We start from the raw sequence: 24,887 nt of genomic DNA on the forward strand, positions 1-24,887 counted from the left end.
CAACCACTACCCCCTAGGATCAGTACTTTTTAAATCCAGCTTACTGTTCGAGAAAACTCCAATCAGGCTGGCTGGTCCCCATCCCAGGCTGCGTGTGTTGAATTAGGATTTGGCGCACCTGTTTTGCCTTTTCAGCGTCCTCGACCCGAATCAATGTGAGAAAGCGGCGCTGACTGTCCAAACAAAGAACGCCCTTACCGGGACTGAGTGAGATTGAGGCGACAGTGCTCATGTCCAGTGCGTCGCCGGTCGGAAGTAAAGTGAGTTTTGCCATGTTAGAAACCTCCAATGGTTGAGTTATGCGGCAGCTTCGAGAGGAGAGGGATCAAACGTCGCGTGTTGATCCGAAAAATCCTGCTCGCTAATTTCTTTGATCGTGAAACTGACTTTGCCCGGAAGCTTCGAATCGAATACGGCATCGCAGGACCAGTACGGATATTGGGAGATGGCCGAGATTGCGCCACAAGCTGCCCGAATCTCTTCACCCCAGGTCTCTTCAGACATTTCCCCCTTATTGATGGTGTAGTTAAGGAATGCGCAAATCGAGACGAGGCACGGCATAACAACCTCATCGCTAATCTCATCCGTGGGCATATCAGGAAAATAGTCGTGAATAAAATCCTTAATTTGATCCATCGTCGGAACTGCTGCCATGAGCCCAGCAATGGCAGAATCCTGAATCCAAGAGGGGTTATTGGCTTCACGTGCTACGAAGATTCCTCCGAAGCGAGTGAATTGATTGGTTTGTTGATGCATTTTGTTTCTCCTAGGTTTATGTGATTGGTATGTCTACTTGCAGAATCCGATCGGGAACTCGTCCCACGTACGACCATCAAGTTCGCGAACAGGCTTTTTGTGGCTCGACCCAACCTGCTTGATGAAAAACGGCAGATCGTTTGCCAGGGAAAAATCGCGAACCTGACGAGCCCAATTGAGGTCGAGGGGGCGGGCACGCTCCGTACCCGTTTCAGAACCGAGTACCACCCAATCCACATCTTCGTAACCGGTCAGGTCAATCGGCCCGAGCATCGGCTCGATCATCACGAAGCGATGGCCTTGAACGCGAAGCAGATGCGGAAGGCGCTCATCGGCCAGCGTTTGGTTTTCGACCGAAACGCCGCAAGCGATGTAGGGTGGAACTCCTTGCGGATAGCGCTGTTCAAGAACATTCGCCATACGCTCGGCACGTTTTGTCCAAATGATGTATTTGGTGTTGTCGGTAGCGCGTTGGAATTTTGCGTGGCAGAAATTCTTTTCCTCACGCTCACGGGCAACTTGATCGACCACGTCGAGAACACGGCAGATGGTTCCGTCAGAAAACTTGTCCCAGAACAGATCGCCGTGCTGAATTACACCGACGATGCCTTTTTTTGGACGCAATTTCGCAGGATCGAAGCGAGCCTCAAGTTCGGTCGGCTCGCCTTCTGTGACGGACTCTGGTAGGTTACCGAGGCGGATTTGCCAGGGCATGATGCCGTCAAGCCACCAGCAATCACGGCAACCAGCGGAATAGCGCTGGCAGCCGATGACCGGATTCCAGTCGGAGGTGAGGATGTCACCGGAGTTGTGTTTTGCCATGTCATATCTCCTTGATACACAGGGGCCTAGGCCCCCACATGGATTAATTGATTAGGCAAAAACCGGAGCGAAGGCCTGTTCGACACGACGCTTGTATTCCTCAGCATCGAGGATTTCCATTTCGGCTCCTTCGACATGGAATACCGGGTGAAGGCGATCAACCTTGGCGCTCCAGTAGTTCGACTCGAGAAGAGCGCAGACCAAATAGACAGGCTTCACGAGCGCATCAAGGGCATCTTGATAGGGCATCTCTTCAACAGCTTGGCAAATGAAATAGAGCATCACGCCCGCTGCGTTGTCCTCGTTGAAATCGGACATGAGCTCATTCACTTTCGCGTCGCCATCCGGCAGAGAACTGATCCACTTTTTGACAACAGCAAAGGCATCAGCCTTTGGCATCGTGACGTTGCCGACATAGCAAGGATCAAGAAGATGACGCTCGCCCGTCGCATCGGTGATTTCGATGAGGCCGCCGAACTCGTTAGTGGTGATAGAGGTAGAGGTGTTGTTAGTGGTGGTCATGGTTCAAGGCTTTCGTAAAGAATTAAAAGGTTTGGTTTTGTCGGCCCGATGTTGCTGAACCGATTGACCGCACTTTATTGATCTTGACGACATGCGCATATTTGCAACACAATTAACACCAATTAATGCGTTGCAATAACCAGGGAACCATGGACAAGCACCAACTGCTGTATGAGTGGGCAAAACGAACCGTCAAAGCCAGTGATTCAGGGGATTTGTCGCATTTGTTCACCAGCACAAATGTCCCGTTCGATCAGTGGATGTCTGAGAACAACAAATTCCTTGAAGACCTGAATGACAAGCTGATTGGATTCAGGATCATCGAAAATGAAGAGGAATACCGAGAATGGTACTTACCGCCCGAGGACTACGATCTCGACCTCTGTGTGTTCATCGATATGAATGTGCCGAAGGATCAACTCCTCAAACAGTTCAGACGGCTACTGAAAGAGCACCATCCAGGAAAAGCTGGAAGACCGAGGCACCGGAGCTATTCTGAATTTGAATGGTGTGAAATATCGGGAAAGACAACTCTCGATACCCTGGAATTGATGTTGAAGGTCTATGACCTGAGAGAAACGACAAGTCTGCGGCTGTGGCAGATCGCCGAAAAGCTGAAGATGAATCCAAGCAAAGCCACCAAGAAGACCGATACCCGTGGCGTCCTTGTAGAGAAGAAAGCGATATTAAGTTCAACGGTTAGCCGCTATTTGCAGTGGGCGAACAAGTTGATGAAAAATCTCGAAGAAGGTAGATTCCCGAAGTACCGATAAACCCCGCCCCGTGTAGGTTTCCCCACGAGCACGCCTTCCGGCGACGAAGACAGATTCCTCAGTAATCTTCTGCCAGCATCACGGTGGTGTAGCTCCTGTCCCATTCCGTGATGACGTAGAAACTCACGGCGTTTATCGTGTAGCTCGAAAACACCCGCCCCTCGGACTGGATAGCCAAATCGTTCAAGGCTTGGTCGGCTTTACATAGATCGCCATCGTCACCACTGGCATGGCGTTCGACGAGTTCGGTCAGATTGACCCCGTGCTGCTGTGCGTAGTTAAGGCAATTCCGTGCAACGACGACTTGGCCTAATGAAAACAGCATGGCTTTTTCTCCTCAGACGTTGGTTGATTTCAACCCTTAGCGTCTGATGGATCGGCACGTTCCGGGCACCGAAATATTTTCTGGCTATGCCGTTGCCCGAACTGTGGATCGGTTGGATGGTGCCCCTGTGGTCAAGAGAAAGGCACCAACGATGTACACGCTAACAACCGATCAGAAGCAACAACTGGTGGAAATCCTAATCGATGATTTCGGAGAAGGAATGGAGTTCGACGACTTCACCGATGCCCTGCTCGGCTTGCTGGATGACATCGCCGGATTCGAGACCGCCCCGCAATCCGTCGTCGACAAACTAACTCAGCAAATTTGGAGGAAATATCATGGATAAGACCGCAGCCACGTCCGAAAATACCACCGCAGCCGCTGCTGCCCAGCCGAAGAAGATCGATCTGGGAAAAGCAGCCATCAAGGAGGCCATTGCCAAGGGCAAGGCCATCATCAAAGAAGGCAAGAGCAAGGCCGATGCCGCGATAGCCATCTTCGAAGCCTTGAAGGATGAAGAAAAGGAAGTGGTGGTCGCCGCCTTCGTCCAGGGTGCGACGCTCACCGAAAAAGGCGCTGTCACCTACTGGTACAACTGCCGTCGCAAAGCAAAGAAAGCCGCCAAACCAGCATGACCCCGTAGGATGTGGCTAAACAACTGAGGGTCATCGTGGATGTGATTCCAAGATCACATCCTTCTTGGGAAAATACTTCGTTACCCTGCGCGGATTCCTCTCTCGAGAAAGCCTCTCGCCTTAGCAGTGATTGATCGGGGATAATCATCGGCTGCGCTGTGGGGGGCCACAGACTATGTATCACACGAGTCTCTCAAATAAAGGGGCTCGGTTCAGTAGGATCGAGGGAACGTCTTGAATTCGTTGCTAAAACACCTCCGTTATGAGTTCGCTACAGCGATAGCGATCCCATCTTCTTCTATCGCATTCGATTCAGACTATGAAAATCGCTGCGAAGCACTCGTAACGTACTTGTCCAAGTATGATCTCTTGCCGCTGCCAGTGCGCGAAAAAGCATTCTTCTCACATGTCAACAAGAAGTTCAAAATCAATGCCCATTACTTAGCCGCGTTCTACGAACGCGGGGCCAAGCTCGGCAAGACGTTTAACTATCATCAGAAGGTCGCCATCCAGGAAATCTTTGACCGGGAGGAACTCTTCGGTTTGAGCCGTCTATTGGATGACTTCAGTATCGATACTGAAGTATGCGAGACGCTGGCCGCTGCCGCCAGATGCTCATGCCGTAATGACACGCTCGAGCATTTGCACCTTGAACTAAAAGCTCCTGCGAAACTTAGACGCGAAGTAGGCGAAAGAGATGTGCGAACTGAGATTCTGAAAGCGCTCTTCGCATCGTTCCTATGGGGAAGTCTTCCTCAGCGAGATATGCATCGATACTTCGATAGCGACTTTAATGAGGAAGGCTATTGTGAGCGATTTTGGGATGAACTTCAGCGCCGCACACCACGGCTCTTTCACCGTGACTCGGCTCTTCATTACATCGTCATTGATGAGACCTGGTGTTCGCACTTCCAAGACTATATATCGCTTCAGGGCGCAGTGTTGCGACAGGTGCGAGAGAGCTATGTATCGTTGAACAATTACGGCTACTTGGCTGTCATGATCAAGTCGGCATTAGTAGGGCGACGCGATCACTCATGGGAACTGGCCGCTGACGTGTCGCTTTTTGCAGAAAAGCACGTCGAAAAAACTCTTGACCGGGGTTACTTTCGATTCGACAAGATACGCTCTACGACAGTAGCGCACATTCCGGACCTCGATTTGGGTGAAGCGCGGTTTGAATTGGTTAACGAGGGATTCACGTATCGGGACTGCTTTGTACTTGAACGGCCGACAGGAGAGGTAAATCAACTTCTGGTCTTTCAGAAGAACCTTCGGGACGAAACAGCCGTTCCTTGCCCTACGTGCAGGTCGAGCCAGATCGAAGGCAACTCTTACCCCAGCCTGGGTGTGAAGAGTTGGGAATGCTGCAATGCGCTTTGCCCAGACCGAAGCAAGTACAACCGCGGAAAGAGGTACTCATTCCGCGGGCTAACAATGCAACAGGCCCTCGACGACGAGAGTAACGACATTCCGGCCACATTCGTTCGCAAGTGGCGGAGGGATGTTGTTGCTATAGAAGATGATTCAGAGGTGTTGGAACATCTCCTACGCCACTATTCAATGTCAGGTGACGGCGTAACGGTACTATCCAGTCGTCCTGAAGTTTTCAAAGCAACGCTCGGGCGACAAGTATCTTCCGATCCGCTCCTAACGAGTCCGAGCAGCGATGATGCCGCGTGGTTTTTTAACGCGGCATTCTTCAAACGATATGGAGTGCCAACCAAAGCAATTGAACCCGTTACTCTAAACAATCTCGGAAACGATGAACTTAACGTCTTCTGTGGCGACTCACGGCAGGTCCTTTTATCAATCGGTGAGGATGTTATCGATGGTGCGGTAACCTCCCCTCCGTACTATAACGCAAGAGAATATTCTCAATGGCCCAACATGTACTGCTACTTGCAGGACATGTTCGAAGTAAACGCGCAGGTTTTCAGGGTGCTAAAGCCTGGAGCCATTTATTACTACAACATATTTGATTACTTCGATAACGAAAATATTGTTGCACAATCGGCCATGGGCCAAAAGCGGCTCATTCTTTCTGGCTATACAGTTGATCTATTTCGAAAAATTGGATTCCAGTGCTTAGGAAATATCGTATGGGATAAAGGGGAAATCGAAGGAAAGCGAGGGTTCAATGCCGGAAATTTCTCACCGTTCTACCAGTCCCCCTTCAACTGCTGGGAACATGTCCTCGTATTCCAAAAGCCTGGAAGCGAGCCTGCCCCATCCAAGACGGGAATACTTCGTGCCAAACCTGTAATCAAAATGGTTCGGGGTAAAAATGTTCATGGACATACCGCCCCATTTCCAGAAGAGATACCACTGCTCTGTATGGAAACGACACCCAAAAACGGACTAATCCTCGATCCATTCGGGGGAAGTCTGACAACGGGACGGGTTGCCGTCGCGTATGGGCGAAGGGCTATCTGCATCGAGCAAAGCCAAGACTATTGTGACCTCGGGCTGAAGCTCTATCACGAAGGTAACAAAATCATGTAATTGCGCTTAGTCTCTACGTCTGAAGTATGAACTCAACAGTAGTTGCCTGATCCGGCACAGCGTCGAATAGTTTCTTTCCTCGAGCAGTTGGACCCAGCGCTGCGCTCTTGGTCCGGGTTCCTTGTACCCAAGAAATCGATGCTGTAGCTTGAGCGTCGATAAGCCATGTTGCCATGATCTTCATCCCACGCGGTGGGAGCTTGTTAATCTGTGCACCATTTCCAGAATCTGAGCCCACAGTGGCGGCCAGGTCCCCTTCAACAGCCACTTCGTCGAGTGTTTCTATGTCATGCAGGATCTCAGACGCTGACGGAGCATCAGGCGCCACATCAACATTAAGCGAGGCTTTATTGCGTTTCGGCGGCGTATACGCAATCGCAAGGCATTCGGCACCTTCATCTGGGAAGTAGTGAGAGAACGGTAGGCTCTCAACGCGAAATCGCATTGCCTGAAACCGGACAATGCCGCCGCCATTCTCGTGGCAAGCAACGACGAGAAGATGCTGCGATGCAAGCGCTCTCTCGAAAATTACTGTTGCAGTGTCCACGTCTGGAACTTCATCAGCATCCCACGACCGCGTGATTCCACCATCAGGCCATTGCAAGATGTTGCACTGCGAAAATTCACCATCAAGGAGGTAGTTTGACGAACCGTTGTGTTGGAGCCAATGGGCCATTGCCCATCCCTCCTGCATCCGGACATCTGCCATTGTCATTCCGTAGATACGGCACATACGGATGAAGTCACTGAGCGTTCGAGGCCTAAAGCTAAACAGAATCCACATTAGAGCTGTCTCAGCAGTCAGATGTGTCTGACCGCCGAATTCATGCGAGGGTCTCTTGATAACATTACAGCGTCGGCAGCGAAGAACCATATTCTCAATGTAGTCCGCGTCCAACGGGTTGTCGTGAGACTCACGTGGAATGTTGTGGTCGGCTTGTAGTTCGAGTCGCGTACCACAGTCCCGGCATTTTCCATCCTGGGTATAGAACCAGTCCATGACTTTTGCCATGACATTACCCTTGCCGTACCTTAATTTGAACCCTTCAGATGAAGCGAGACTCGTCCCTACTTGCGACGGATTCATGTGCCCCAGAGTTAGGGTAGTAATCTGTTTCCATGTGAGTAGCCCATCGGAGATTAGACGCGACAACAACGCCTTCCATTCCTCATCGCTCCACTGCTCATCGTTGAATTTGAACGCTGCCATGTTGCCTTCCATGCTGAGATGGAAGGATTATTTCAGAAATGCGCGCAGGACAATGAAGTATTTTCTCAAGGAGGATGTTTCAACAATAGGCAGACCAGCAGCGCCTGAAGCATAAATACTCTTGTCCAGCGTCGAGACAAGCACGAATACAAGCAAATAGACGACTCAGCCAGCCATACCCTAACTGACTGGCAGTGATGGGAACAGATTGCGTGGAGCCGCAATAACGAGCCTGCCGTGTGAAGCCGGTTAAAGTTTCAGCGATGCCGTGTGGATGGCGTCGATGATGTGTCAGCTTGGGAATTACGCTTGAACTTTTCATCCACGATACGTATTACACCGCCAGCAATGGCAGCGCAGCGAACCCGACAGGAGTTGTGCGAGTTGGTCTAACTCATACGGGGCAGTTCCCCGCCCCCGGTTGCAAGAAAAAAAGACCTGATTTGCGAGTGGTGACGAAGCGAAGCTGAGGAACAACCGCAAATCACGTGCAAAGCACGCAACAATCGAATGGTATCCACCGACAACACCGGCAAGATGCAAGGTTTCGGGATTGTGTTCATTTTTTCCCGCTCAGCGATGGCATTTCCTGCCTGAATTTGATGCCATACATTCGCCTTCGGCGACTGATCGAGATGGGGAATTTCGTCGCGCTTCGCTGCTCCGAATTCACCCACTCGATGGCCTCTTTCCTCACATGTATTTCTCGATGATTGGCGTTGCCCCAGCCCGGTAGGTCATGGATGGTCTCCATGTAGATCACCTGAATTGGACCTAAGTCATGAGCATCGTTAAGCGAGGAAATAGCAAGTACTGGTACATGCAATTCCAGTTCAATGGGCAGACCTATATCCGCTCCACCCGAACCACCAGCAAGAAAACAGCAGAGCAGATGGAGGTCGAATGGAAGGCCCAGCTACATGCACAGCAATATCGAGGTAGAAAGCCACGGATTTTGCTGGCAGATGCATTCCAGCAATACAAGGTATCAAAGAAGGGAATTGCCAGCTACGCCAATTTGCTTGCCCACGAAGCCGTATTGCTCCGCCTGCTCCCGTTGAAGAAGTACATCGACGAAATCACGGCACATGACCTGGAGCGGTTCAAGCAAGCACGCATTAACGAAGGCGTAGGTGCGGAAATTATCAAGTATGGGTTGCTATTGGTTCGTGGCACATGGAAATTCAGCAAGAAATTGGGCTACCAAGTCAGCGAACTTGAATTTCCCACCGTGAAAATTCCGAAGGTGCCATTGCGCTACCTGAGCAGCGAGGAGGAAACACGCCTGCTTAGCGAATTAGCCCCTAACCGGGAAGGCGCCGGCCTGAAACCAAGGGCTGAGCGCAGCGAAGAACTGAAGCGGGTCATGCAGGACGCCTACGACCTCGTGATTTTGCTGCTTGATACCGGCGCTCGGTATAGCGAAATTGCCAATATCGAATGGCAACGCATAGACCTCGCAGAGAAAGCAATTTACCTCTGGCAGTCAAAGGTAGAAAACGAGACGGTTTTGTACATGACCGACCGGGTATTCGACGTGCTTTCTCGCCGGGAAAAAGGAAAGACCGGCCCCTATGTCTTCAGCAATCGGGACGGCGAAGCCCGTGGTTACTGCACCCAGTCAATCCGCAAAGCAATTTTACGGGCTGGATTACAGAGGTGCCGAGTGCATACCCTGCGCCACACCCTCGCCTCTCGCCTTGTCCAGAATGGAATGAGCGTTTACGAAGTGCGCGAAATCCTCGGCCACAGCGACATCAAGACCACCATGCGTTACGCCCACCTTGAATCCCGTCAGGTGACATCAAAGGCGCGTGACGTAATCAACCAACTCAACCAACGCAACGGCTAATCACGGAAATCACCATGCCACTTTTCGAAGTCAGATTCAGCGTCTATCGCCAAAATGAGCCAGGCAAAGCGACCATCGGCAGCAGCCTAACCTCTGGTCTGACGACTACAATCCAAGCCAACAACAGGGGCCAAGCAAGAGCGATGATCGAGGCCCAGTACGGGAAAAACTGCTCGGTGCATGGGATCAGGCCGTTGTAGCAATACGGCCCGCGCCTTAAACGAGTTCCCGATCTCTCATTCGGTATAGCAATTCGACGGGGTGAATCTGATACACCCCTTCGTCAACTCGGATGGTAAAGCGCCGATAGCCAGCAGTCAGTGCGCCCATCTCTGAATTGGCAAGAAAGGTATTCAGGTAGTTCTCGGAGTAGTCCGCTCCGAACTTGGCTTTCAGTTCGGCGACTGAAACGACAATGCCTTTGCCAAAGGTGCCATCGATAACGGCATCCAGTACAACAGTTCTAAGCGACTCATCGGCCATGCTTGTAAACACCTGTCATTGGATAATCCAACGATGATACCAGTGTTGGCTGCATGAACCGGCGAGTCAGCGCATAGTCCCTGTTCCACTGTAGTCAGCATCCTTCGGATTCATCAAACGGGCAACACCATCCGAGGGCACGGATGGACTACTGTGTTTCCGAAACCGTTTTTACTAACTGGATTCCAGTTTTTCCTGATCGGGCGAAGGCCAATCGCCCTGTGTGATAGCGATCATTCGGTAGTACGAGCGGGTGACGAGCTTGTGGAAGTCGCACGCAGTTGCTGCTGCGCCTTCAGCATCTTCAAGCGAGCCTGAGCGGCCTTCGCGACATCAGCTTGACGCTTGGCGTTCTTCTTCAAGCGTTCAGCGTTTCTCTCCATACCCGACAGGTCAAATAGTTCAGCAAGTTTCATGGTTGTCTCCGTTAGATTGTTCAACGGTATTTATCCTGACAACCAAGTGGGGCTGGAAGTCGGCAAGGCGATGAGCGTTGCCGACAGTCATGGGCCAAGAGACAGTCAGCGGCACAAAGCCAAGACTGTTTGCCAGCATTAATGCGGTCAATAAATCTGACAAAGCTGGATCACTTCGAGGACGCCTTTTCGGTGTCCTCTTCTTTTTCAGCCCCTACGACCACGGTGCGAACCTGTATGGGTTTATGACGTACCTCGAAACCGCCACGGAAACCAAGGGTTTAGAAGTCGGACGAGAATACTGGGCAGGCTTCTGTGCCAGGACGCGGCAAATTTCAGCCTCAGTGAAAGTAGAGACGGCATGTAAGCCTTGGCGCTATGGCAAAGCTGTCGTTCAGCCTTCGAGCACAGGGAAGCTTAGCCGATAGGCTAAGCTTCCCATGCAACAAAGGGTTAGTCTTCATCAAGCACCGAAAAGTCGAGATTGATGATGATTTGAGACAGATCGATCTTCTCCTTTTTGCAAAAGCGCTTGATATCTACCCACAGAGGCCATCCAGAAGATGGCGATGCTATCCCAACCATTTGAACACCGAAGTCATTGGTGTCATTGTCATACGTAAATCCATGATCGTCCAAGATGGAAAAGCACTCCCTCAATTCACCCGGCGCGAGGTTAGTGGCCTGCTGCACTTCAGGAACTGAAACCTCCAGAGAGTCTGAGAAGCGTCCCTTCTTTCCTCGATTTACGAGAATTAGGAATAGCCCTCGTGAAGGTATAGGCACCTTCGCAAGCTTGATTGTTACGCGCTTCAATTCTTTCAATGCATCAGCTAGTTCCTCGTCGGAATTTCCCCAGCTGAGCACTTGATCAAGTTTTTTGAGATCCTTCGCAAAGACCGGTTCTGTCAGCGTCGTGTGGTCAGTTACGGTCTGAAGCATAGAGCCGATGACATCAGAAAATAACTTCTCGTGTTCTTCCTTAATTCGCTTCATGCGATCTACAGGGAACTTCAGAACATCGTCCGTTTCTACGTGATGGTCATAACACATGAGAACTAAATTGGACGGGTGTCGCCGCTGCTCGTTTGTTTGATGCTTGTTAAAACGCTCGCCGCCAGGTTCAGCTGCCTCGATGTGGCAAATATGTCCAACAAAGACGCCCTTCGCGTTGAATAAAGCCTTATTGCATCCCGGAAACGCACAGCGATTGCCGGATTTCAAATAAAGCTCCCTCACTGTTTCACGCGTTGGAGCAAGTCTCTTCGGTATCTCGGGCATTGGAGGATCTCATGTGAAGGCTACTGATATAGGCGCGGTATTGCTCGCTAACCCCGGACCGCCATATCGCTTGAAACCAGGATTGTGATTGGCTTGCAGAGAATTGAGAGCAAATGCCATTACCATTGAAAAGTCGAAAAAGCAGCATCCGAATACGTTAGCATAAAGCGGCGCTTTGAGTAGCAGTGAGGCTATGCCTCCTCAGGCTGCGGCACAAGGTAACCGGCTCCATTGGCCGTTAAGAGTGCATTGAGGTTCGTTTCATCGACTATTGCAGCCTTCTTCACATTTTCAATAAAAAGCCCATAGCCATGAGCACCAGGGAGGTCAGCCCCTGTTTCCTTTGGCATTCGAATGATTCGTTCGATATCTTCGGTCGACAGACACGAGAACAGGGGCAACACCGCTTTGCTAAATACCTCGTTAGCTCGATCCCATGAGCGCACTTGGGAAAGAAAATGCATTGCCTGCTCCTTAGCGTGTGTGCGAAGGCCGTGTGAGCTGATAGCCTGAGCCAGCTCATCAAATGTCAGCGTGCTGACACGCTGTTCTACAGCAGGTTTAAGTCCACCGAGCTGGGCTAAGTCCTCAAGTCCGCTCATAACATCACCAGCCGGCCCTTCCTTGATGAAACAAACAACTTTGTCTTTAGATGTTTGTTCCAAAACGGCCCATGCAGATTTCACATAAGTGACAAGGCACGCTGCTCCAGGAAACCGGCTATCCGGGACATCTCGGATAGCCTTATTCAGCTGTTTTCGCAATCTGTCTTCGCTGAGTCCAGGGTACAACTCAAAGGTCGCGTTCACAGCCGCCACAACCTGTCTCTTGTAGAACAATGGATCAGTGTCTGTGAGAAATCCAAATATCAATTGGTCGATGAACCCCCTGACAAGGGCCTCCGTCGCATTCTTAAGGCCGGAGTTTTGCAATTGGGCTAGGGCTTTTTTGTCGTCAGTCGGGAAATATGCAGAACTTACAAGTGCCTTTAATTCGGCGAGAGCCGCCCTACCTTGAACTGGCGGTTGCGCCAGAACATGCACGACAGCATTTCGGATATGAACACGAGCTTGTTCTGCAGAAGGCTGGTAAGGAATGCCGACGCGTTGGAATGACGGATGCGCGCATCTATGTCGGTCTTCTCTCAGCCGCCTGAGATCAATAAACTGGTGGGGATCAAAGAACTGAAGTCGGTCGAGACATGTTTCAAGAATCTCCCTCTCGAATTCGAGAGCGCTTTTGATACCGGAAGGGTTGTTTTGCTCAATCTGCTTTATGTAAGTTTCGTATTTTGCTTCTATAGTTTTCGCGGTCGCGTCACCGGCAACAGCGAGTTCTCTTATCTTGTCGATTAGATCGAAGACGACGGCGATCCACGTACTTACTATTGATGCACGGTAAGCACCTGCTCGATAGCACTGCATCGCCTCAGCGATGTAGTCCTTCGATTGTTCCGAGCGACAGCGAACTGATAGCGCTTCGATATCTGCGAGACTCTCGATCACAGTGACCTTTCTTTGAGATACGGTATTTGGACCGCTTGTGGCTGGTTTTCGCCCGTGATGTTACCCGCATAACAGCCGGTTGTGGCCGACTTGGAACCCCTCATACGTTGGCATTTGATAGATTTAGAAACTTCGGAAGACCTCGGACCGGTGGAATTCCATATAAATTTCATTCTCAGATTTAAGGGCGACCCGCAACTTCGGCTGAATGCCAAGTTTTTCAGGCTCGGACATCTGAGGGGAAACTTTTATCTCCCCATCTTTCTCGAACGTTATGAGTCCAGCATCAAAAGCTCTATCGAGGTTCGGGATAAGCAGTAAGCCATTGAATTTGTCCATTCGCTCAGCATTGGACGAGGCACGCCATGGCTTGATATGCGAAGCGACAAGGAGATTGCAGTCCGTGAAGCCGGTAACTGAACACCCTCCCCACAATCCGATCAGGCGCTGCCTAAACGTACCTTGACCTATCCGGGCTTTGACGAGGCTATTCTTCTCGGTCATAGAAATACTGGGATCGGCAATGATCGTTTCGATATCCGACTCGATATCACTATCGAACCCTTCCGAAAGGTATTCCGCATATTTCAGCAGCGCACTACTATACATGTGATGACCACGCTCGTTGCGTTCGTGGAAAATCGGCAGCTCACGAATCTGCTTCGAGATTGACTCAAACTGAGTCCGACTCCGAATCGCGGTTAAAGGCCCTTCAAGCAGCCCATTGTCCATACCCCACTCTGTCAAAGCTCCTTTAATTGCTCCGTCATACTTGAGCGAGGTAGATGCAGAGAGCCCCTTGTGCAACATCCAGTCTTCAAAAATCATCGCAGAAACGCCTCATCAAATTCGGTGTAACAGTGCGGTACACATACCCCATCCCGTGACCTACACCGGGCCAATCGACACAGACAAGCTTCTCCAGTATCTCCATGGTCTACCAAGTGTGACAAATCGACAACGAGGGATATATGTCAAGTTCCGTACTCTGGGTACCCTGAAAGATCAACAGTTGCCGGAACCCGAATACTGTTGCCCGTAACAGTTTCTGGAGGGACAGTGGCGATAATGGGGATGGGTGCCACATTCCGGAGGCCCGATGTCATTCAAAAGGTCTTGGCCAAGCATCTCACACTGCTCGCACTATTGGCCGGAAACCATTATTTCATGCGGGTTTCAAGGCTATTGGCAAGCCATCCACCATCCCACTACGACCCCACACTGATCCACCGGGCAGTGGTCCCGCAAAGCACAAACACCGTCCGTTTCGACGCTGTCCATGATGGAAGGTAGCGAAACCCGAATTCTCGAATTGGCATGACTTAATCAGCCAAGGCCTCTGAGGGCTTGAAAACCTTGAAGGCCAAGCTCTCGAACAGCATGGGGATATCCCATTCAGTAGGCGGCGGCGATTTCTGGTCGAGGACTTTCCCGGACGACAGAACCGTTCGATGTTCGCCATTGTGGAATTCGAGCATGAGCATCTTGTTCTTCTTGTTGGGCTGAGCGTCGAGCTTGGCACACAACGCCTTGACCGTTTCATCGTCAAACTCGTCCGAAGCGATCAAGTCTCGCCGATAGTTCTCGATTTCTTCCTCGGAATACCACCGGCCACCGGGATAGGTTGCAATCCGCTTGATGACTCGCTTGACAGCTTCGGACAAGCGGATGCGCAGCAGATGCAACTCATCACCCTCCAAGCTTTCAAGTTGCTGTAGCAATGCAACGATCAGGTTTTGCTGGACCGAGGCATCTACCCGCGAATTTGTTAGGCGCAGTATTGTTTCTTCCGATTGTCTCAACTCGTCATTCAATCTGCCGAGCTTGGCTTCATTTGCCGTCATCCGATCAATAATCAACTGGGAAGGCTCAGCCAGTGAGCCGCTTTCCAATACGTCTAGCAAGGTCTGGTTGCGGTTATTCACATCAATGATTTCTTGCTTTATCCGCTCGTGGCGCTGCATCTCGGCATTGAGTTCAATTTCACCACGCCGATCTACACCAAGCACCTGAGAGAGATCGACGGCTTTGCAGAATTTCAACACCAACTGCTCGAAATCGTCGTAAGTCCATTGGATGTAGTTGCACTTGATACCCCGGCGAGCATTGCTACACGCCACGTATTTCCTTTCACTGTGGTTGCCGCTGAGTCGTTTTCTCATGGAGCCACCCATATTCATCGGCCCGCCGCAGTATCCACAGCGCAGCAATCCGGAAAACAGATTGCTCAGTTGTTTGCCCTTGCTAACACCACCGCGAGTACGCCGCGCTTTTCGGGCTGCCGTCACCAGCAACCATTCTTCTTTCGACATGATCGCCGGATAGTAATCCGGTATTTCTTCGAGTTCTGTCTCTTCCCCGTCTCGTTGTTGCTTCAGCTGCAACGCGCCATAAACGGAGACGCTATGCAGTATTTTCTCAACATAGGAGTTTTGCCAGCCATTCGATTTCGTCGAAAAAACCGGCACACCTTCCTTATTGAACATTTTGACGATGGTTGCTCCACCGACGCCATCCATAGACATCTTGAAGATGCGCCGCACAACCTCTACACGCTCAGGGATGAATTCAAAACCCTTTTCGTCAGCAGTCGGCCTCAACCAATACGGACCGCGTTTCGTCAGGCGTTTGTTGGCAATATTTTTCCGCTTGGCATCCCACGAAGACCGGATGCGGTGACTTTTCATCGCGGATTCTTCGTTGGCTCGGCTCATGATCACGATGGACATGATCAGGCTCGACCAATTTTCATTCACCTTTTCGTAGCTATAAACCTGCTCATCAGCCAGTGTGACGACGGTAATTCCAGCTTTCAGGATGCCCATGAATATATGCAGTGCATCCATCACCTTGTCCCGTGACAGTCGATCCAAGCTCTCCACAAGAAGAAAAGACCCTTGAGGAATTCGTTTCTCCTCAACCAATCGCAGGAATTGGCCTAAAGCCCCCTTATTGAGATTGGATCGGTCAAACGCAGACATACCGAGATCGCTCAGGTTCAACTCGGTATCGAGGTCCAAACCATGCTTTGCCGCATACTCCACGGAAAGCTTCGTTTGACGGGCTACTGAATCGCCTCGTTGCTGTTTGACACTTGAAAATCGAATGTAGGAGTAAGCCTTAGGCATGACGGCATAGCCTTGTTTTTATAGCGTGACGTCATTATACGAATGCTTACGTTTTTATAGCTACTAGATCGAGCTTTGATGTCTATTAAAACGTAACTTCAGGCCGAAATACGTTTTAATAGACATTTGATGCTCATCAGATGGGTCGTTCCGGTCCGGCTGAAGGTTGTCCATAAATCCCCCTGAATGGCTTTCTGGTCGCCGACCGTCAGGGCAACGAGGACACCGGCGAACGGGTAGACCGCCTCGGGCAAAATCCGGGCGAACGATTCGCGCACGGCGAGACGCATGCGCTCGATAGCGTAGTCAGGCCGCCACACCATGGCGGCCAGGCGTTGCGGCGGATCAGCGCGGATGTAGCCGGTGGCTCGGATATTTCGTTCAAGCAGCCAGGCTTCGTAGTCGAAAACCCCGGGATTGGCGTTGCCATGCGGCCGCTTCAGGCGGACCGTGAATTGCCAGCGCTCGCCAGGGCGGACGGCCAGCGGTTCGCTGCGTTCGCCATCGCGCCGTCCTTGGTACGACGAAAGCATCAGGCGGGCGGGTACCACGGCGCCGGCCGCAACCCGGACGACATCGAATTCGAAGCGGGTGCCACCGGAAAAGTCCTGCGGCAGGCCGGCGACGACGCCCACCACCTCGACATCGCGCCCCTCCCACTCCGCGCCAAGATGATCGGCGAGGCGGATTTCGGCCCGCCAGGCGGCCCAGGCAAAGCCGATGATGAGGCAGCCGATCCCCGCCAATATCCGTGTCGGCCCGTTCCGCCGCATCAGGCGCGGCAGGACCAGCAACAGGCCGCCCGCCAGCCAGCCGACCCAGGCGGGAAGCTCAGGCTGCATCTGCAAGCACAGAATGCCGGCGGCAAAGGCGAGGATATTCAGTCTCATGCCGACATCATCCCGGAAAGTACGGGCGACGACAAAGGCGCGAAATGAAGATGAACCCGAAGCCCCTGGCTCAACTCTGAACACTAGCCCCGAGCATCTCCCGCTGGGCTTTCCAGGATAATGAAGGCATGCGTCGGACCCTGAAAAAATACCTGCCGGATCACGCGAGCATCCGTGACAACCGCTGGCTGCGGCCGTTCGCCTCGTCGCTGCTGCATCCGCGGCTGTGGCACCTGAACCGCCATTCGGCGGCCGGCGCGGTGGCAGTGGGACTGTTTTGCGGCCTGATTCCCGGGCCGTTCCAGATGCTCGGTGCTGCGGTCTGCGCCCTGGTCTTTCGAGTCAATCTGCCGCTCGCCCTGCTCGTCACGCTGTATACCAACCCCTTCACCATCGTGCCGCTCTATCTGGCCGCCTACCAGATCGGCCGGCTGGCGCTCGGCGAAAGCAACGGCTTCCTGGCACCGCCCGATTTCGATGCGGCGAATTTCATGGAGTGGACCGCCGCCATGCAGCAGTGGATGCTGGCCGTCGCCAAACCGCTCGGCAGCGGATTGGTGCTGCTGGCGATCGGTCTGGCGATTGTCGGTTACTTCGCCACGCGCGCGGCGTGGCGAGTCTGGCTGATCGCCGCCTGGCGGCGGCGCAAGGCGCTCAGGTCCTGAAGCGGGAAGTGGCGCTGGTCAGCGTGTGGGCCAGGTTGCGCAAGGTTTCGGCAGTATCCACGTTGGAAGCCACCGCGACATTGTTTTCCTCGGCCATCTGGGCGATACGTTCGACGCTCTGGGCAATTTCCGTGCTCGCCGCAGCCTGCTCGCGCAAGGCCACGGAAATCTCGGACACCGCCTCCAGCACGTGGCGCGACTGAGACTGCACCTGGCTGATCGCATCGCCGGCCATCTGGGCCTGATGGACCCCCGCCGCGACGCGCTCGACACCTTCCTTCATGCTGGAGACGGCGGTCGAGGTACCGGACTGGATGGCACCGATCATGCCGGAAATCTCCTGGGTGGACTTGGCAGTACGCTCGGCCAGCTTGCGCACCTCGTCGGCGACCACCGCGAAGCCGCGCCCGGACTCACCGGCCCGCGCCGCCTCGATGGCCGCGTTGAGGGCAAGCAGATTGGTCTGGTCGGCAATGTCCTTGATGGTATCGACAATGGCGGAAATCTGCCCCGAGCGTTGGCCCAGCGCCTCGACGGCGGCGGCGGACTGGTTGACGGTCTGGGCGATCGCCTGGATCTCCTCGACCACGCCGAGCACGATGCGCTCGCCTTCGGCCGCCATGTCGTCCGAGCGGCGGGAAGCGTCCTGAGCCTCCTGGGCATTCTTGGCGATATGGTCGATGCCGACCGTTGTCTGCTCGACGGCCGCTGCCATGCTCGACGCTGAGTCGCTCTGCGCCGAACTGCTGGCGGAAATCTGCTGGCTCGACGACGCCACCTGTTCGGAAGCCACGTTGATGCGCTGGACGTCGCCCAGCACGCCGCCCAGCAAGCTACGGAAGGCAGCCGCCATGTCGTTGAAGTCCTTGCCGGCGGCGTGCAGTTCATCGTAACCGTCGTTGTCGAAATGCACCGTCAGGTCACCATCGGCCAGACGGCGAGCGCCCAGGGAAAAGTTGTTGACGCTGTTGATCACCGAGTAATACGTGCCGATGGCCAGATAGCCGACGAGCAGGGCTACGACAACAGCCAGCCCCATCTGGAAATAGAGCAGGCGCTGGGCCTCGGCCGCCCGCTTCTGCAATTGCTGCTCGAACTGCGGAATCAGGTTTTCGTACATGACCTTGTAGCCGAGATCGATGACCTGGGTGGCCTGCTTGAAATAGTCCTCCGACGCGGTGGCGAATTTTTCGCTGAGGATATCGTCGCGCACCAGGGCAAACAGCTGCTGCGAACCGTCGGCAAATTCCTTGGCCGGCCCGGCGAGCGAGCCCTGCAGTTCCGGCGCGAAGCGCATGACCTTGTCGAGATTGACGCCCTGGGCATGCAGGGTGGCCGACATCTGTGCCAGTTGCGAGGCGAGGTCGATGCGCATCTGCGGCGCCAGCTCCTTCTTGGCCAGGACGCCGGTTCCGCGAGCCCGGGTGATGCCCAGCGGTTCGAGCATGGCCGGCATCTTGGTAATGACCGTATCCATGAAATAGTAGGTATCCATCGCCGGATCGAGCGTCAGTTCGTACTCGTCAGCCACTTCGACCATGAGCTGCAGCATCTTGGCAATCATCTGCGAGTGCCGCTTGATGTTGTCCGGCCCTGTCCAGTTCAGGCCCTGCCCACGGATGTCTTCCCAGTCCTGGCGGATCGCCTTCCACAGCGGGGCCTCGCGCAGCTTGGCCGGCAGCGCGGCATCGGTCGCGGCGACGGCATCGACGACTTCCTTTTCCTTGGCCGCGCGCTTGTCCTTCATCGCCTCATTGCCGTTGATCACCCCCGAGGACAGGCCGCGGTGCTGCTGCATGAACTGGGTCGTGCGATTGAGCGGCTTGATGATCTGCAAGCCGTCCAGTTCGTTCTGGGCCGTCTTGATATCCCGGCTCAGCGAGGAAAAGACCGAATAGAGCAACACCAGCATGACCACGGTGATGGCCGCCCCGAGCAACAGGAATTTGCTGCTGTAGCGGAGACGGTTCATCAGCGCTACGGCCGGTGAAAATAGAACTTGCATTTGCCTTCCCCCCACATTGCCCAAACGGACAATTTTATTAAATAGCCCGATTATCAGAAATCGGCCACATGACGTACGCTATCCAGCCAATACGCCGTCATTCAGTTTCAATACCCGGTCCGCCCTTGCCGCCAGTTGCTGATCGTGCGTCACCAGGATCAGACTGGCCTTTTGCAAACGTACCCGATCGATCAACAAGCCAAATACGATTGATGCCGTATGACTATCCAGATTGCCAGTTGGTTCATCGGCCAGCAGGCAGGACGGATTGCTGACCAAGGCCCGGGCAATCGCTGCACGCTGGCGCTCCCCCCCGGAAAGCTCGCCCGGCCGATGTTCCAGCCGATGGCCGAGGCCGACCGCCGATAAAATTTCCGCCGCCTGGGCCAAGGCCGCCGGCCGCGCCTCGCGCCGGATCAGCAAGGGCATGGCGACATTCTCGACCGCCGAGAACTCGGGCAGCAGATGGTGGAACTGATAGACGAAACCGAGATGCCGGTTGCGCCAGTCGCCGCGCTGTACTTCGTTGAGCGACGAGAAATCGCGCCCCATCAGCGCCACATCACCGGCCGACGGCTTGTCCAGTCCGCCCAGCAGGTGCAGCAAGGTGCTTTTGCCGGAGCCCGAGGCGCCGACGATGGCGATGGTCTCGCCCGGCTGCACGGTGAGGTGGATACCGGACAGCACCGGCACTTCCAGACCGCCGCCACGAAACACCTTGCCCAGGCCGCGGGCGATCAGGATAGCTTCACTCATAGCGCAGGGCCTCCGCCGGATTGACGCGCGAGGCCCGCCAACTGGGATACAGCGTCGCCAGCAGGGCGAGGACGAAGGCAATCAGCGTGACGCCCCAGACATCGCCCCACTGCAGGTCGGATGGCAGATCGGAAATGTAATAGACCTCCTTGGACAGGAAATGCACACCGAGCAGGCGTTCGATGAACGGCACAACGACATCGATGTTCAAGGCCAGCGCCACACCGCCGACGACGCCCAGACCAAGACCGATGAAGCCGACCAGCGCTCCCTGGATGACGAAAACTCCCATGATCGACAGCGGCCGGGCGCCCAAGGTGCGCAGGATGGCGATATCCGCCTGCTTGTCGGTCACGGCCATGACCAGTGTCGATACCAGATTGAATGCTGCCACCGCGACAATAAGTGACAAAATGATAAACATCATATTTTTCTCAATTTGCACCGCGCGGAAGAAATTGGCGTGGCTGCGGGTCCAATCCTGCAGGTACGCATCGGCGTCGATGTACTTGACCAGCTCGCGGGCAATGCGCGGCGCCTGGAACAGGTCGTCCACCTTGAGGCGCACGCCGGTTACCCGGTCGTCCATCTGGTACAGCTTCTGCGCATCCTGAAGGTTGATCAGCGCCAGTCCCGAGTCGTATTCGTACATGCCGACTTCGAAGATGCCGACCACCTTGAAGGATTTCAGGCGCGGCACCACGCCGGCCGGCGTCACCGTGCCCTGCGGCGCGATCAGCGTGACCTTGTCGCCGGTGAAGACGCGCAGCGAACGCGCCAGATCGGCGCCGAGCACGACGCCGAACTCGCCCGGCCGCAGATCGTCCAGGCTGCCGCTCTGGATGGTCTTGCGGAAGTCGGCGACCTTGTCCTCCTGGTCGGGCAGGATGCCGCGCACCAGCGTGCCCTTGACACCGCCATCGACGCTGAACATGCCCTGCGACTGCACGAAGGGGGCGCTGGCCCGCACTTCCGGATGTTTCATCGCCTGCTCGGCGATGGCCGGCCAGCCGGTCAGTTCGCCGTTGATGCCGGTGATCTGGATATGCGAGGCGACGCCGAGAATGCGCGTACGCAGCTCCTTCTGGAAGCCGTTCATGACCGACAGAACCACGATCAGCGCGGCGACGCCGAGGCCGATGCCAAGCATCGAAATCAGCGAAATGAAGGAAATGAAATGGTTGCGGCGCTTGGCCCGCGTGTAGCGCAGGCCGATCAACAATTCGTAAGGCAATGCCATGCGGATAACACCGGGCGTGAAAAGTCGCTATGGTACACTTTTTGATTGCCCAACCCCCGTCTGCTCCCCGTGCGCCTCACCCTGCTTGTTCCCGAACTGATCTGGCCCGAACCGAATGACCAACTGACCCTGGGCAAGCTGTCGGCACCGGGTTTCGAATGGCTGGCCGCCCGCGCCACGCTGGAGCGCCAGCCGAAGCAGGCTTTCGAAAACGTCCTCGCCCGCCACTTCGGCGTTGAAGCCGCACCCTTCGGCGCCCTGCGCCTGCTTGGCGAAGCCGCCGGCCAGACGGTCAGCGACGCGGCCCGCGACGGCCACTGGCTGTGCGCCGATCCGGTCCACCTGCGCTTCCACCACGAACGCATCGTGCTGGCCGATGCCGGTGCCTTCGACCTCGATGACGACGAAGCCCACGCCCTGGCCGGCGCTCTGAACGAAATATTCGCCGATGTCGGGCGCTTCCACGTCGCCACCTCGCGCCGCTGGTATCTGCGTCTCAACGAAGCCGTCGAGCATCCGGCCGAAACGCTGTCCACCATGGCCGGGCGACGCATGGATGGCGAACTGTCCGGCAAGGAAACCCGCCTGACCCGCTGGCTCAACGAAGTGCAGATGTTCCTGCACGGCCATCCGATCAACGAAAAACGCCAGGCACAAGGCAAGCCGGCCATTAACAGCCTGTGGCTGTGGGGCAGCGGCGCCCTGCCCACGCTGCAGCCAGCCGCCTGGTCTGCGGTGTCGACCAATAACCCGCTGGCTACCGGGCTGGCCCTGGCTTCGGGCATTCCGGCCGAAGCGCTGCCGTCCAGCCTGGGCGAACTGCTCGACCATGCCACGGGCGACCGCCAGCTGGTCGTTCTCGACGCCCTGCTGCCGCCCGTACTGTACGAGGACGGCGAAGGCTGGAAGAACGCCTGGCAGACCCTGGACCGCGACTGGTTCGCGCCGCTGCAAGGCGCCGCCGGCCGCCGCATCGAAATGCTGACCATCGTCGCCCCGACCATCTACGGGCAACTGACCTGGACCCTGCACGGCAAGGACCGCTGGAAATTCTGGCGCCAGAGCCGCCCGCTGGCCGCCCTGGCCAAGGAACTGGCCGAAGGAGAGACGCCGTGACCCAGATCACCACCCGCAGCGCCGCGCCGCGCGTCGTCTGGCAACTGGAGCAGCAGGGCCTGCACCCGCTGCTCGCCCGCCTTTACGCCTCGCGCGGCATCAAGGACAAGGCCGAACTCGACTACGAGCTGAAATCCCTGATCCCGCCAGCCGCCCTGACCCACGCCGGCGACGCCGCGCAACTGCTGGCCGATGCCATCGAGGCCGAGGCCAAGCTGCTGATCATCGGCGACTACGACTGCGACGGCGCCACCGCCACGGCGGTCGGCATGCGCGCCCTGAAGGCGCTCGGCGCCGATGTCGATTTCCTGCTCCCCGACCGCTTCAAGCTCGGCTACGGCCTGTCGCCAGAAATCGTCGATGTCGCCGCCGAGCAGTCGCCGGACCTGATCATCACCGTCGACAACGGCATCGCCAGCCTGGAGGGCGTCGCCCGTGCCCAGCAGCACGGCATCGCCACGCTGATCACCGACCACCACCTGCCGGGCGACACGCTGCCCGACGCCGAGTGCATCGTGAATCCCAACCAGCCCGGCTGCGACTTCCCGTCCAAGTGCATCGCTGGCGTCGGCGTCATGTTCTACGTCATGCTCGCCCTGCGCGCCGAACTGCGCGAACGCGGCTGGTTTTCACCCAACGGCGGCGAACGCCCGGAACCGAATTTCGCCAACCTGCTCGACCTCGTCGCCCTGGGCACCGTCGCCGACGTGGTCAAGCTCGACCGCAACAACCGCATCTTGGTCAGCCAAGGCCTGAAGCGCATGCGCGCCAGCCAGATGCAGGCCGGCATCGCCGCCCTGTTCAAGGCCGCCGGCCGCGATCCGAAGCGCGCCACCGCCTTCGATCTCGGTTTCCTGCTCGGCCCCCGGCTGAACGCCGCCGGCCGCCTGGCCGACATGCGCCTCGGCGTCGAATGCCTGCTCACCGACGACCCGGCCCGCGCCCTGAACATCGCCCAGCAACTCGACAATTTCAACCGCGAACGCCGCGAAATCGAGGCCGGCATGCAGGAACAGGCCCTGCACCTGCTCGAATCGATGGCCCTCGACGATGCCGCCGCCGGCATCGCGCTGTTCGACGAAGGCTGGCATGAAGGCGTGGTCGGCATCCTCGCCTCGCGCATCAAGGACAAGCTGCATCGTCCGGTGTTCGCCTTCGCACCCGGTGAAGGCGGCATCATCAAGGGTTCCGGCCGTTCCATCCCCGGCCTGCATCTGCGCGATGCACTGGACCTCGTCGCCAAGCGCCAGCCCGGCCTGCTGGTGCGCTTCGGCGGCCATGCCATGGCCGCCGGCGCCACCCTGCGCGAAGGCGATTTCGAACGCTTCAGTCAGACCTTCGCCGAAGTCGCCCGCGAACTGCTCGACCCGGCCGACCTGACCCGCACGCTGGAAACCGACGGCAACCTGGAAGGCGGCTACCTATCACTGGAAGCCGCCCGCCTGCTGGAAAACGAGATCTGGGGCCAGGGCTTTCCGGCCCCGCTGTTCGTCGATGAATTCGATGTCGAACAGCAGCGCATCCTCAAGGAAAAACACCTCAAGCTGCGCCTGCGCAAAGGCAACAGCCGAATCGACGCCATCCAGTTCAATTTCAGCACCCAGCCCGGCGGCCGCACCCGCCTTGCCTACCGGCTGGCGATCAACGAATACATGGGCGTCGAAAGCCCGCAGTTGATGGTCGAGTATCTGGAATAAAACCTGCCCGAAAAATGGCCGACCAAGTAATTGTTTTAATCGAAGTGCGCTGCCCGCTGCGGACTGATGAGATCTTTATTTTCGATTACAGCTTAGGTAGCTTTAATCATGCAGTCGTATTGATTGCCTGACAGCCCGGATTTCGGCCATTGCTGACCTTGGTTCTCCGGTCATAATCGGGCGGCAATGCGCCGGTTACCTACCGTTCAGCCGCTAATGGTGAGCAACCTCCGCTTTCGCCGTCAGCGTAGGACAGGGCCGGTCCCAAGGCGGAACTAGCTTCCGTGGAAGCAGACGTTCACCAT

Annotated in this window: 25 protein-coding genes; 8 read left to right on the forward strand and 17 right to left on the reverse strand. The window is 55.3% G+C overall.

Going from position 1 to position 24,887, the window contains the following annotated elements; genetic code table 11:
• Nucleotides 1–40 precede the first annotated feature (40 nt).
• The 4 genes from LZ012_RS13855 to LZ012_RS13870 are packed head-to-tail and all read right to left on the reverse strand — an operon-like array spanning nucleotide 41 to nucleotide 2,100.
• Entirely contained in the window at nucleotides 41–274 is a 234-nt protein-coding gene (locus LZ012_RS13855) for a hypothetical protein (protein ID WP_275711405.1), read from the reverse strand.
• Between the two features lie 23 nt (nucleotides 275–297).
• Nucleotides 298–756 carry a hypothetical protein gene (locus tag LZ012_RS13860; protein ID WP_275711406.1) on the reverse strand — a complete coding sequence of 153 codons (459 nt, stop codon included), beginning with the start codon at nucleotides 754–756 and terminating at the stop codon, nucleotides 298–300.
• A gap of 33 nt (nucleotides 757–789) precedes the next feature.
• Nucleotides 790–1,578 (reverse strand): DUF5131 family protein, encoded by a 789-nt coding sequence (locus LZ012_RS13865; RefSeq protein ID WP_275711407.1) that lies wholly within the window; start codon nucleotides 1,576–1,578, stop codon nucleotides 790–792.
• A gap of 51 nt (nucleotides 1,579–1,629) precedes the next feature.
• Nucleotides 1,630–2,100 carry a hypothetical protein gene (locus tag LZ012_RS13870; protein ID WP_275711408.1) on the reverse strand — a complete coding sequence of 157 codons (471 nt, stop codon included), beginning with the start codon at nucleotides 2,098–2,100 and terminating at the stop codon, nucleotides 1,630–1,632.
• Nucleotides 2,101–2,249: 149 nt separating this feature from the next.
• Between LZ012_RS13870 and LZ012_RS13875 the strand changes: the two genes are divergently transcribed.
• Entirely contained in the window at nucleotides 2,250–2,873 is a 624-nt protein-coding gene (locus tag LZ012_RS13875; protein WP_275711409.1) for a hypothetical protein, read from the forward strand.
• A gap of 58 nt (nucleotides 2,874–2,931) precedes the next feature.
• On the opposite strand, the gene LZ012_RS13880 is transcribed toward LZ012_RS13875, so the two are convergent.
• Nucleotides 2,932–3,198: a hypothetical protein gene (locus LZ012_RS13880; RefSeq protein ID WP_275711410.1), complete on the reverse strand. Its 267-nt coding sequence runs from the start codon at nucleotides 3,196–3,198 to the stop codon at nucleotides 2,932–2,934.
• 46 nt (nucleotides 3,199–3,244) lie between these two features.
• Here LZ012_RS13880 and LZ012_RS13885 point away from each other — a divergent pair, with 46 nt between their 5' ends.
• The 3 genes from LZ012_RS13885 to LZ012_RS13895 all read left to right on the forward strand — a co-directional run bounded on the left by LZ012_RS13885 (nucleotide 3,245) and on the right by LZ012_RS13895 (nucleotide 6,338).
• Entirely contained in the window at nucleotides 3,245–3,544 is a 300-nt protein-coding gene (locus LZ012_RS13885) for a hypothetical protein (RefSeq protein ID WP_275711411.1), read from the forward strand.
• The gene (locus LZ012_RS13890) at nucleotides 3,537–3,833 is read left to right on the forward strand and encodes a hypothetical protein (protein WP_275711412.1); all 297 of its coding nucleotides are present in this window, start codon (nucleotides 3,537–3,539) and stop codon (nucleotides 3,831–3,833) included. Before LZ012_RS13885 ends, LZ012_RS13890 begins: the two co-directional genes overlap by 8 nt.
• A gap of 234 nt (nucleotides 3,834–4,067) precedes the next feature.
• Complete coding sequence (locus tag LZ012_RS13895; RefSeq protein ID WP_275711413.1) at nucleotides 4,068–6,338, forward strand: DNA-methyltransferase; 2,271 nt, start codon at nucleotides 4,068–4,070, stop codon at nucleotides 6,336–6,338.
• A 13-nt stretch (nucleotides 6,339–6,351) separates the two neighbouring features.
• Here the strand turns inward: LZ012_RS13895 and LZ012_RS13900 are convergent, their stop codons facing one another.
• Together LZ012_RS13900 and LZ012_RS13905 are read right to left on the reverse strand one after the other, a co-directional pair.
• Complete coding sequence (locus tag LZ012_RS13900) at nucleotides 6,352–7,548, reverse strand: HNH endonuclease (RefSeq protein ID WP_275711414.1); 1,197 nt, start codon at nucleotides 7,546–7,548, stop codon at nucleotides 6,352–6,354.
• A gap of 559 nt (nucleotides 7,549–8,107) precedes the next feature.
• The gene (locus LZ012_RS13905; protein ID WP_275711415.1) at nucleotides 8,108–8,302 is read right to left on the reverse strand and encodes a hypothetical protein; all 195 of its coding nucleotides are present in this window, start codon (nucleotides 8,300–8,302) and stop codon (nucleotides 8,108–8,110) included.
• A gap of 27 nt (nucleotides 8,303–8,329) precedes the next feature.
• On the opposite strand from LZ012_RS13905, the gene LZ012_RS13910 reads away from it, so the two are divergent.
• A complete protein-coding gene (locus LZ012_RS13910) occupies nucleotides 8,330–9,400 on the forward strand; it encodes a tyrosine-type recombinase/integrase (RefSeq protein WP_275711416.1) in 1,071 nt (356 codons plus the stop codon).
• 216 nt (nucleotides 9,401–9,616) lie between these two features.
• Here the strand turns inward: LZ012_RS13910 and LZ012_RS13915 are convergent, their stop codons facing one another.
• The 7 genes from LZ012_RS13915 to LZ012_RS13945 form a co-directional block, all read right to left on the reverse strand.
• Nucleotides 9,617–9,883, reverse strand: a complete 267-nt coding sequence (locus LZ012_RS13915; protein WP_275711417.1) for a hypothetical protein — start codon at nucleotides 9,881–9,883, stop codon at nucleotides 9,617–9,619.
• 233 nt (nucleotides 9,884–10,116) lie between these two features.
• Nucleotides 10,117–10,299 carry a hypothetical protein gene (locus LZ012_RS13920; protein ID WP_275711418.1) on the reverse strand — a complete coding sequence of 61 codons (183 nt, stop codon included), beginning with the start codon at nucleotides 10,297–10,299 and terminating at the stop codon, nucleotides 10,117–10,119.
• Nucleotides 10,300–10,752: 453 nt separating this feature from the next.
• Nucleotides 10,753–11,580, reverse strand: coding sequence for a hypothetical protein (locus LZ012_RS13925; protein ID WP_275711419.1), 828 nt, complete (start codon nucleotides 11,578–11,580; stop codon nucleotides 10,753–10,755).
• 191 nt (nucleotides 11,581–11,771) lie between these two features.
• Complete coding sequence (locus tag LZ012_RS13930) at nucleotides 11,772–13,085, reverse strand: hypothetical protein (RefSeq protein ID WP_275711420.1); 1,314 nt, start codon at nucleotides 13,083–13,085, stop codon at nucleotides 11,772–11,774.
• Between the two features lie 123 nt (nucleotides 13,086–13,208).
• The gene (locus tag LZ012_RS13935; protein ID WP_275711421.1) at nucleotides 13,209–13,913 is read right to left on the reverse strand and encodes an HNH endonuclease; all 705 of its coding nucleotides are present in this window, start codon (nucleotides 13,911–13,913) and stop codon (nucleotides 13,209–13,211) included.
• Nucleotides 13,914–14,407: 494 nt separating this feature from the next.
• Nucleotides 14,408–16,213 carry a recombinase family protein gene (locus tag LZ012_RS13940; RefSeq protein WP_275711422.1) on the reverse strand — a complete coding sequence of 602 codons (1,806 nt, stop codon included), beginning with the start codon at nucleotides 16,211–16,213 and terminating at the stop codon, nucleotides 14,408–14,410.
• Between the two features lie 98 nt (nucleotides 16,214–16,311).
• Nucleotides 16,312–17,103 carry a ComEC/Rec2 family competence protein gene (locus tag LZ012_RS13945; RefSeq protein ID WP_275711423.1) on the reverse strand — a complete coding sequence of 264 codons (792 nt, stop codon included), beginning with the start codon at nucleotides 17,101–17,103 and terminating at the stop codon, nucleotides 16,312–16,314.
• Nucleotides 17,104–17,231: 128 nt separating this feature from the next.
• Between LZ012_RS13945 and LZ012_RS13950 the strand changes: the two genes are divergently transcribed.
• Nucleotides 17,232–17,768 (forward strand): DUF2062 domain-containing protein, encoded by a 537-nt coding sequence (locus LZ012_RS13950; RefSeq protein ID WP_275711424.1) that lies wholly within the window; start codon nucleotides 17,232–17,234, stop codon nucleotides 17,766–17,768.
• On the opposite strand, the gene LZ012_RS13955 is transcribed toward LZ012_RS13950, so the two are convergent.
• The 3 genes from LZ012_RS13955 to LZ012_RS13965 form a co-directional block, all read right to left on the reverse strand.
• The gene (locus tag LZ012_RS13955; protein ID WP_275711425.1) at nucleotides 17,758–19,740 is read right to left on the reverse strand and encodes a methyl-accepting chemotaxis protein; all 1,983 of its coding nucleotides are present in this window, start codon (nucleotides 19,738–19,740) and stop codon (nucleotides 17,758–17,760) included. The two genes, LZ012_RS13950 and LZ012_RS13955, sit on opposite strands and share 11 nt — an antisense overlap.
• 111 nt (nucleotides 19,741–19,851) lie before the next feature.
• A complete protein-coding gene (locus LZ012_RS13960; RefSeq protein WP_275711426.1) occupies nucleotides 19,852–20,529 on the reverse strand; it encodes an ABC transporter ATP-binding protein in 678 nt (225 codons plus the stop codon).
• Entirely contained in the window at nucleotides 20,522–21,769 is a 1,248-nt protein-coding gene (locus LZ012_RS13965) for a lipoprotein-releasing ABC transporter permease subunit (RefSeq protein WP_420839526.1), read from the reverse strand. The genes LZ012_RS13960 and LZ012_RS13965 overlap by 8 nt, the downstream gene beginning before the upstream one ends.
• Before the next feature lie 45 nt (nucleotides 21,770–21,814).
• Between LZ012_RS13965 and LZ012_RS13970 the strand changes: the two genes are divergently transcribed.
• Both LZ012_RS13970 and recJ read left to right on the forward strand, forming a co-directional pair.
• Nucleotides 21,815–22,885: a hypothetical protein gene (locus LZ012_RS13970; protein ID WP_275711427.1), complete on the forward strand. Its 1,071-nt coding sequence runs from the start codon at nucleotides 21,815–21,817 to the stop codon at nucleotides 22,883–22,885.
• The gene (gene recJ, locus LZ012_RS13975) at nucleotides 22,882–24,582 is read left to right on the forward strand and encodes a single-stranded-DNA-specific exonuclease RecJ (protein WP_275711428.1); all 1,701 of its coding nucleotides are present in this window, start codon (nucleotides 22,882–22,884) and stop codon (nucleotides 24,580–24,582) included. The genes LZ012_RS13970 and recJ overlap by 4 nt, the downstream gene beginning before the upstream one ends.
• Nucleotides 24,583–24,887: the final 305 nt, after the last annotated feature.

This window comes from Dechloromonas hankyongensis, from assembly GCF_022012295.1.
Lineage (GTDB): Bacteria > Pseudomonadota > Gammaproteobacteria > Burkholderiales > Rhodocyclaceae > Azonexus > Azonexus hankyongensis.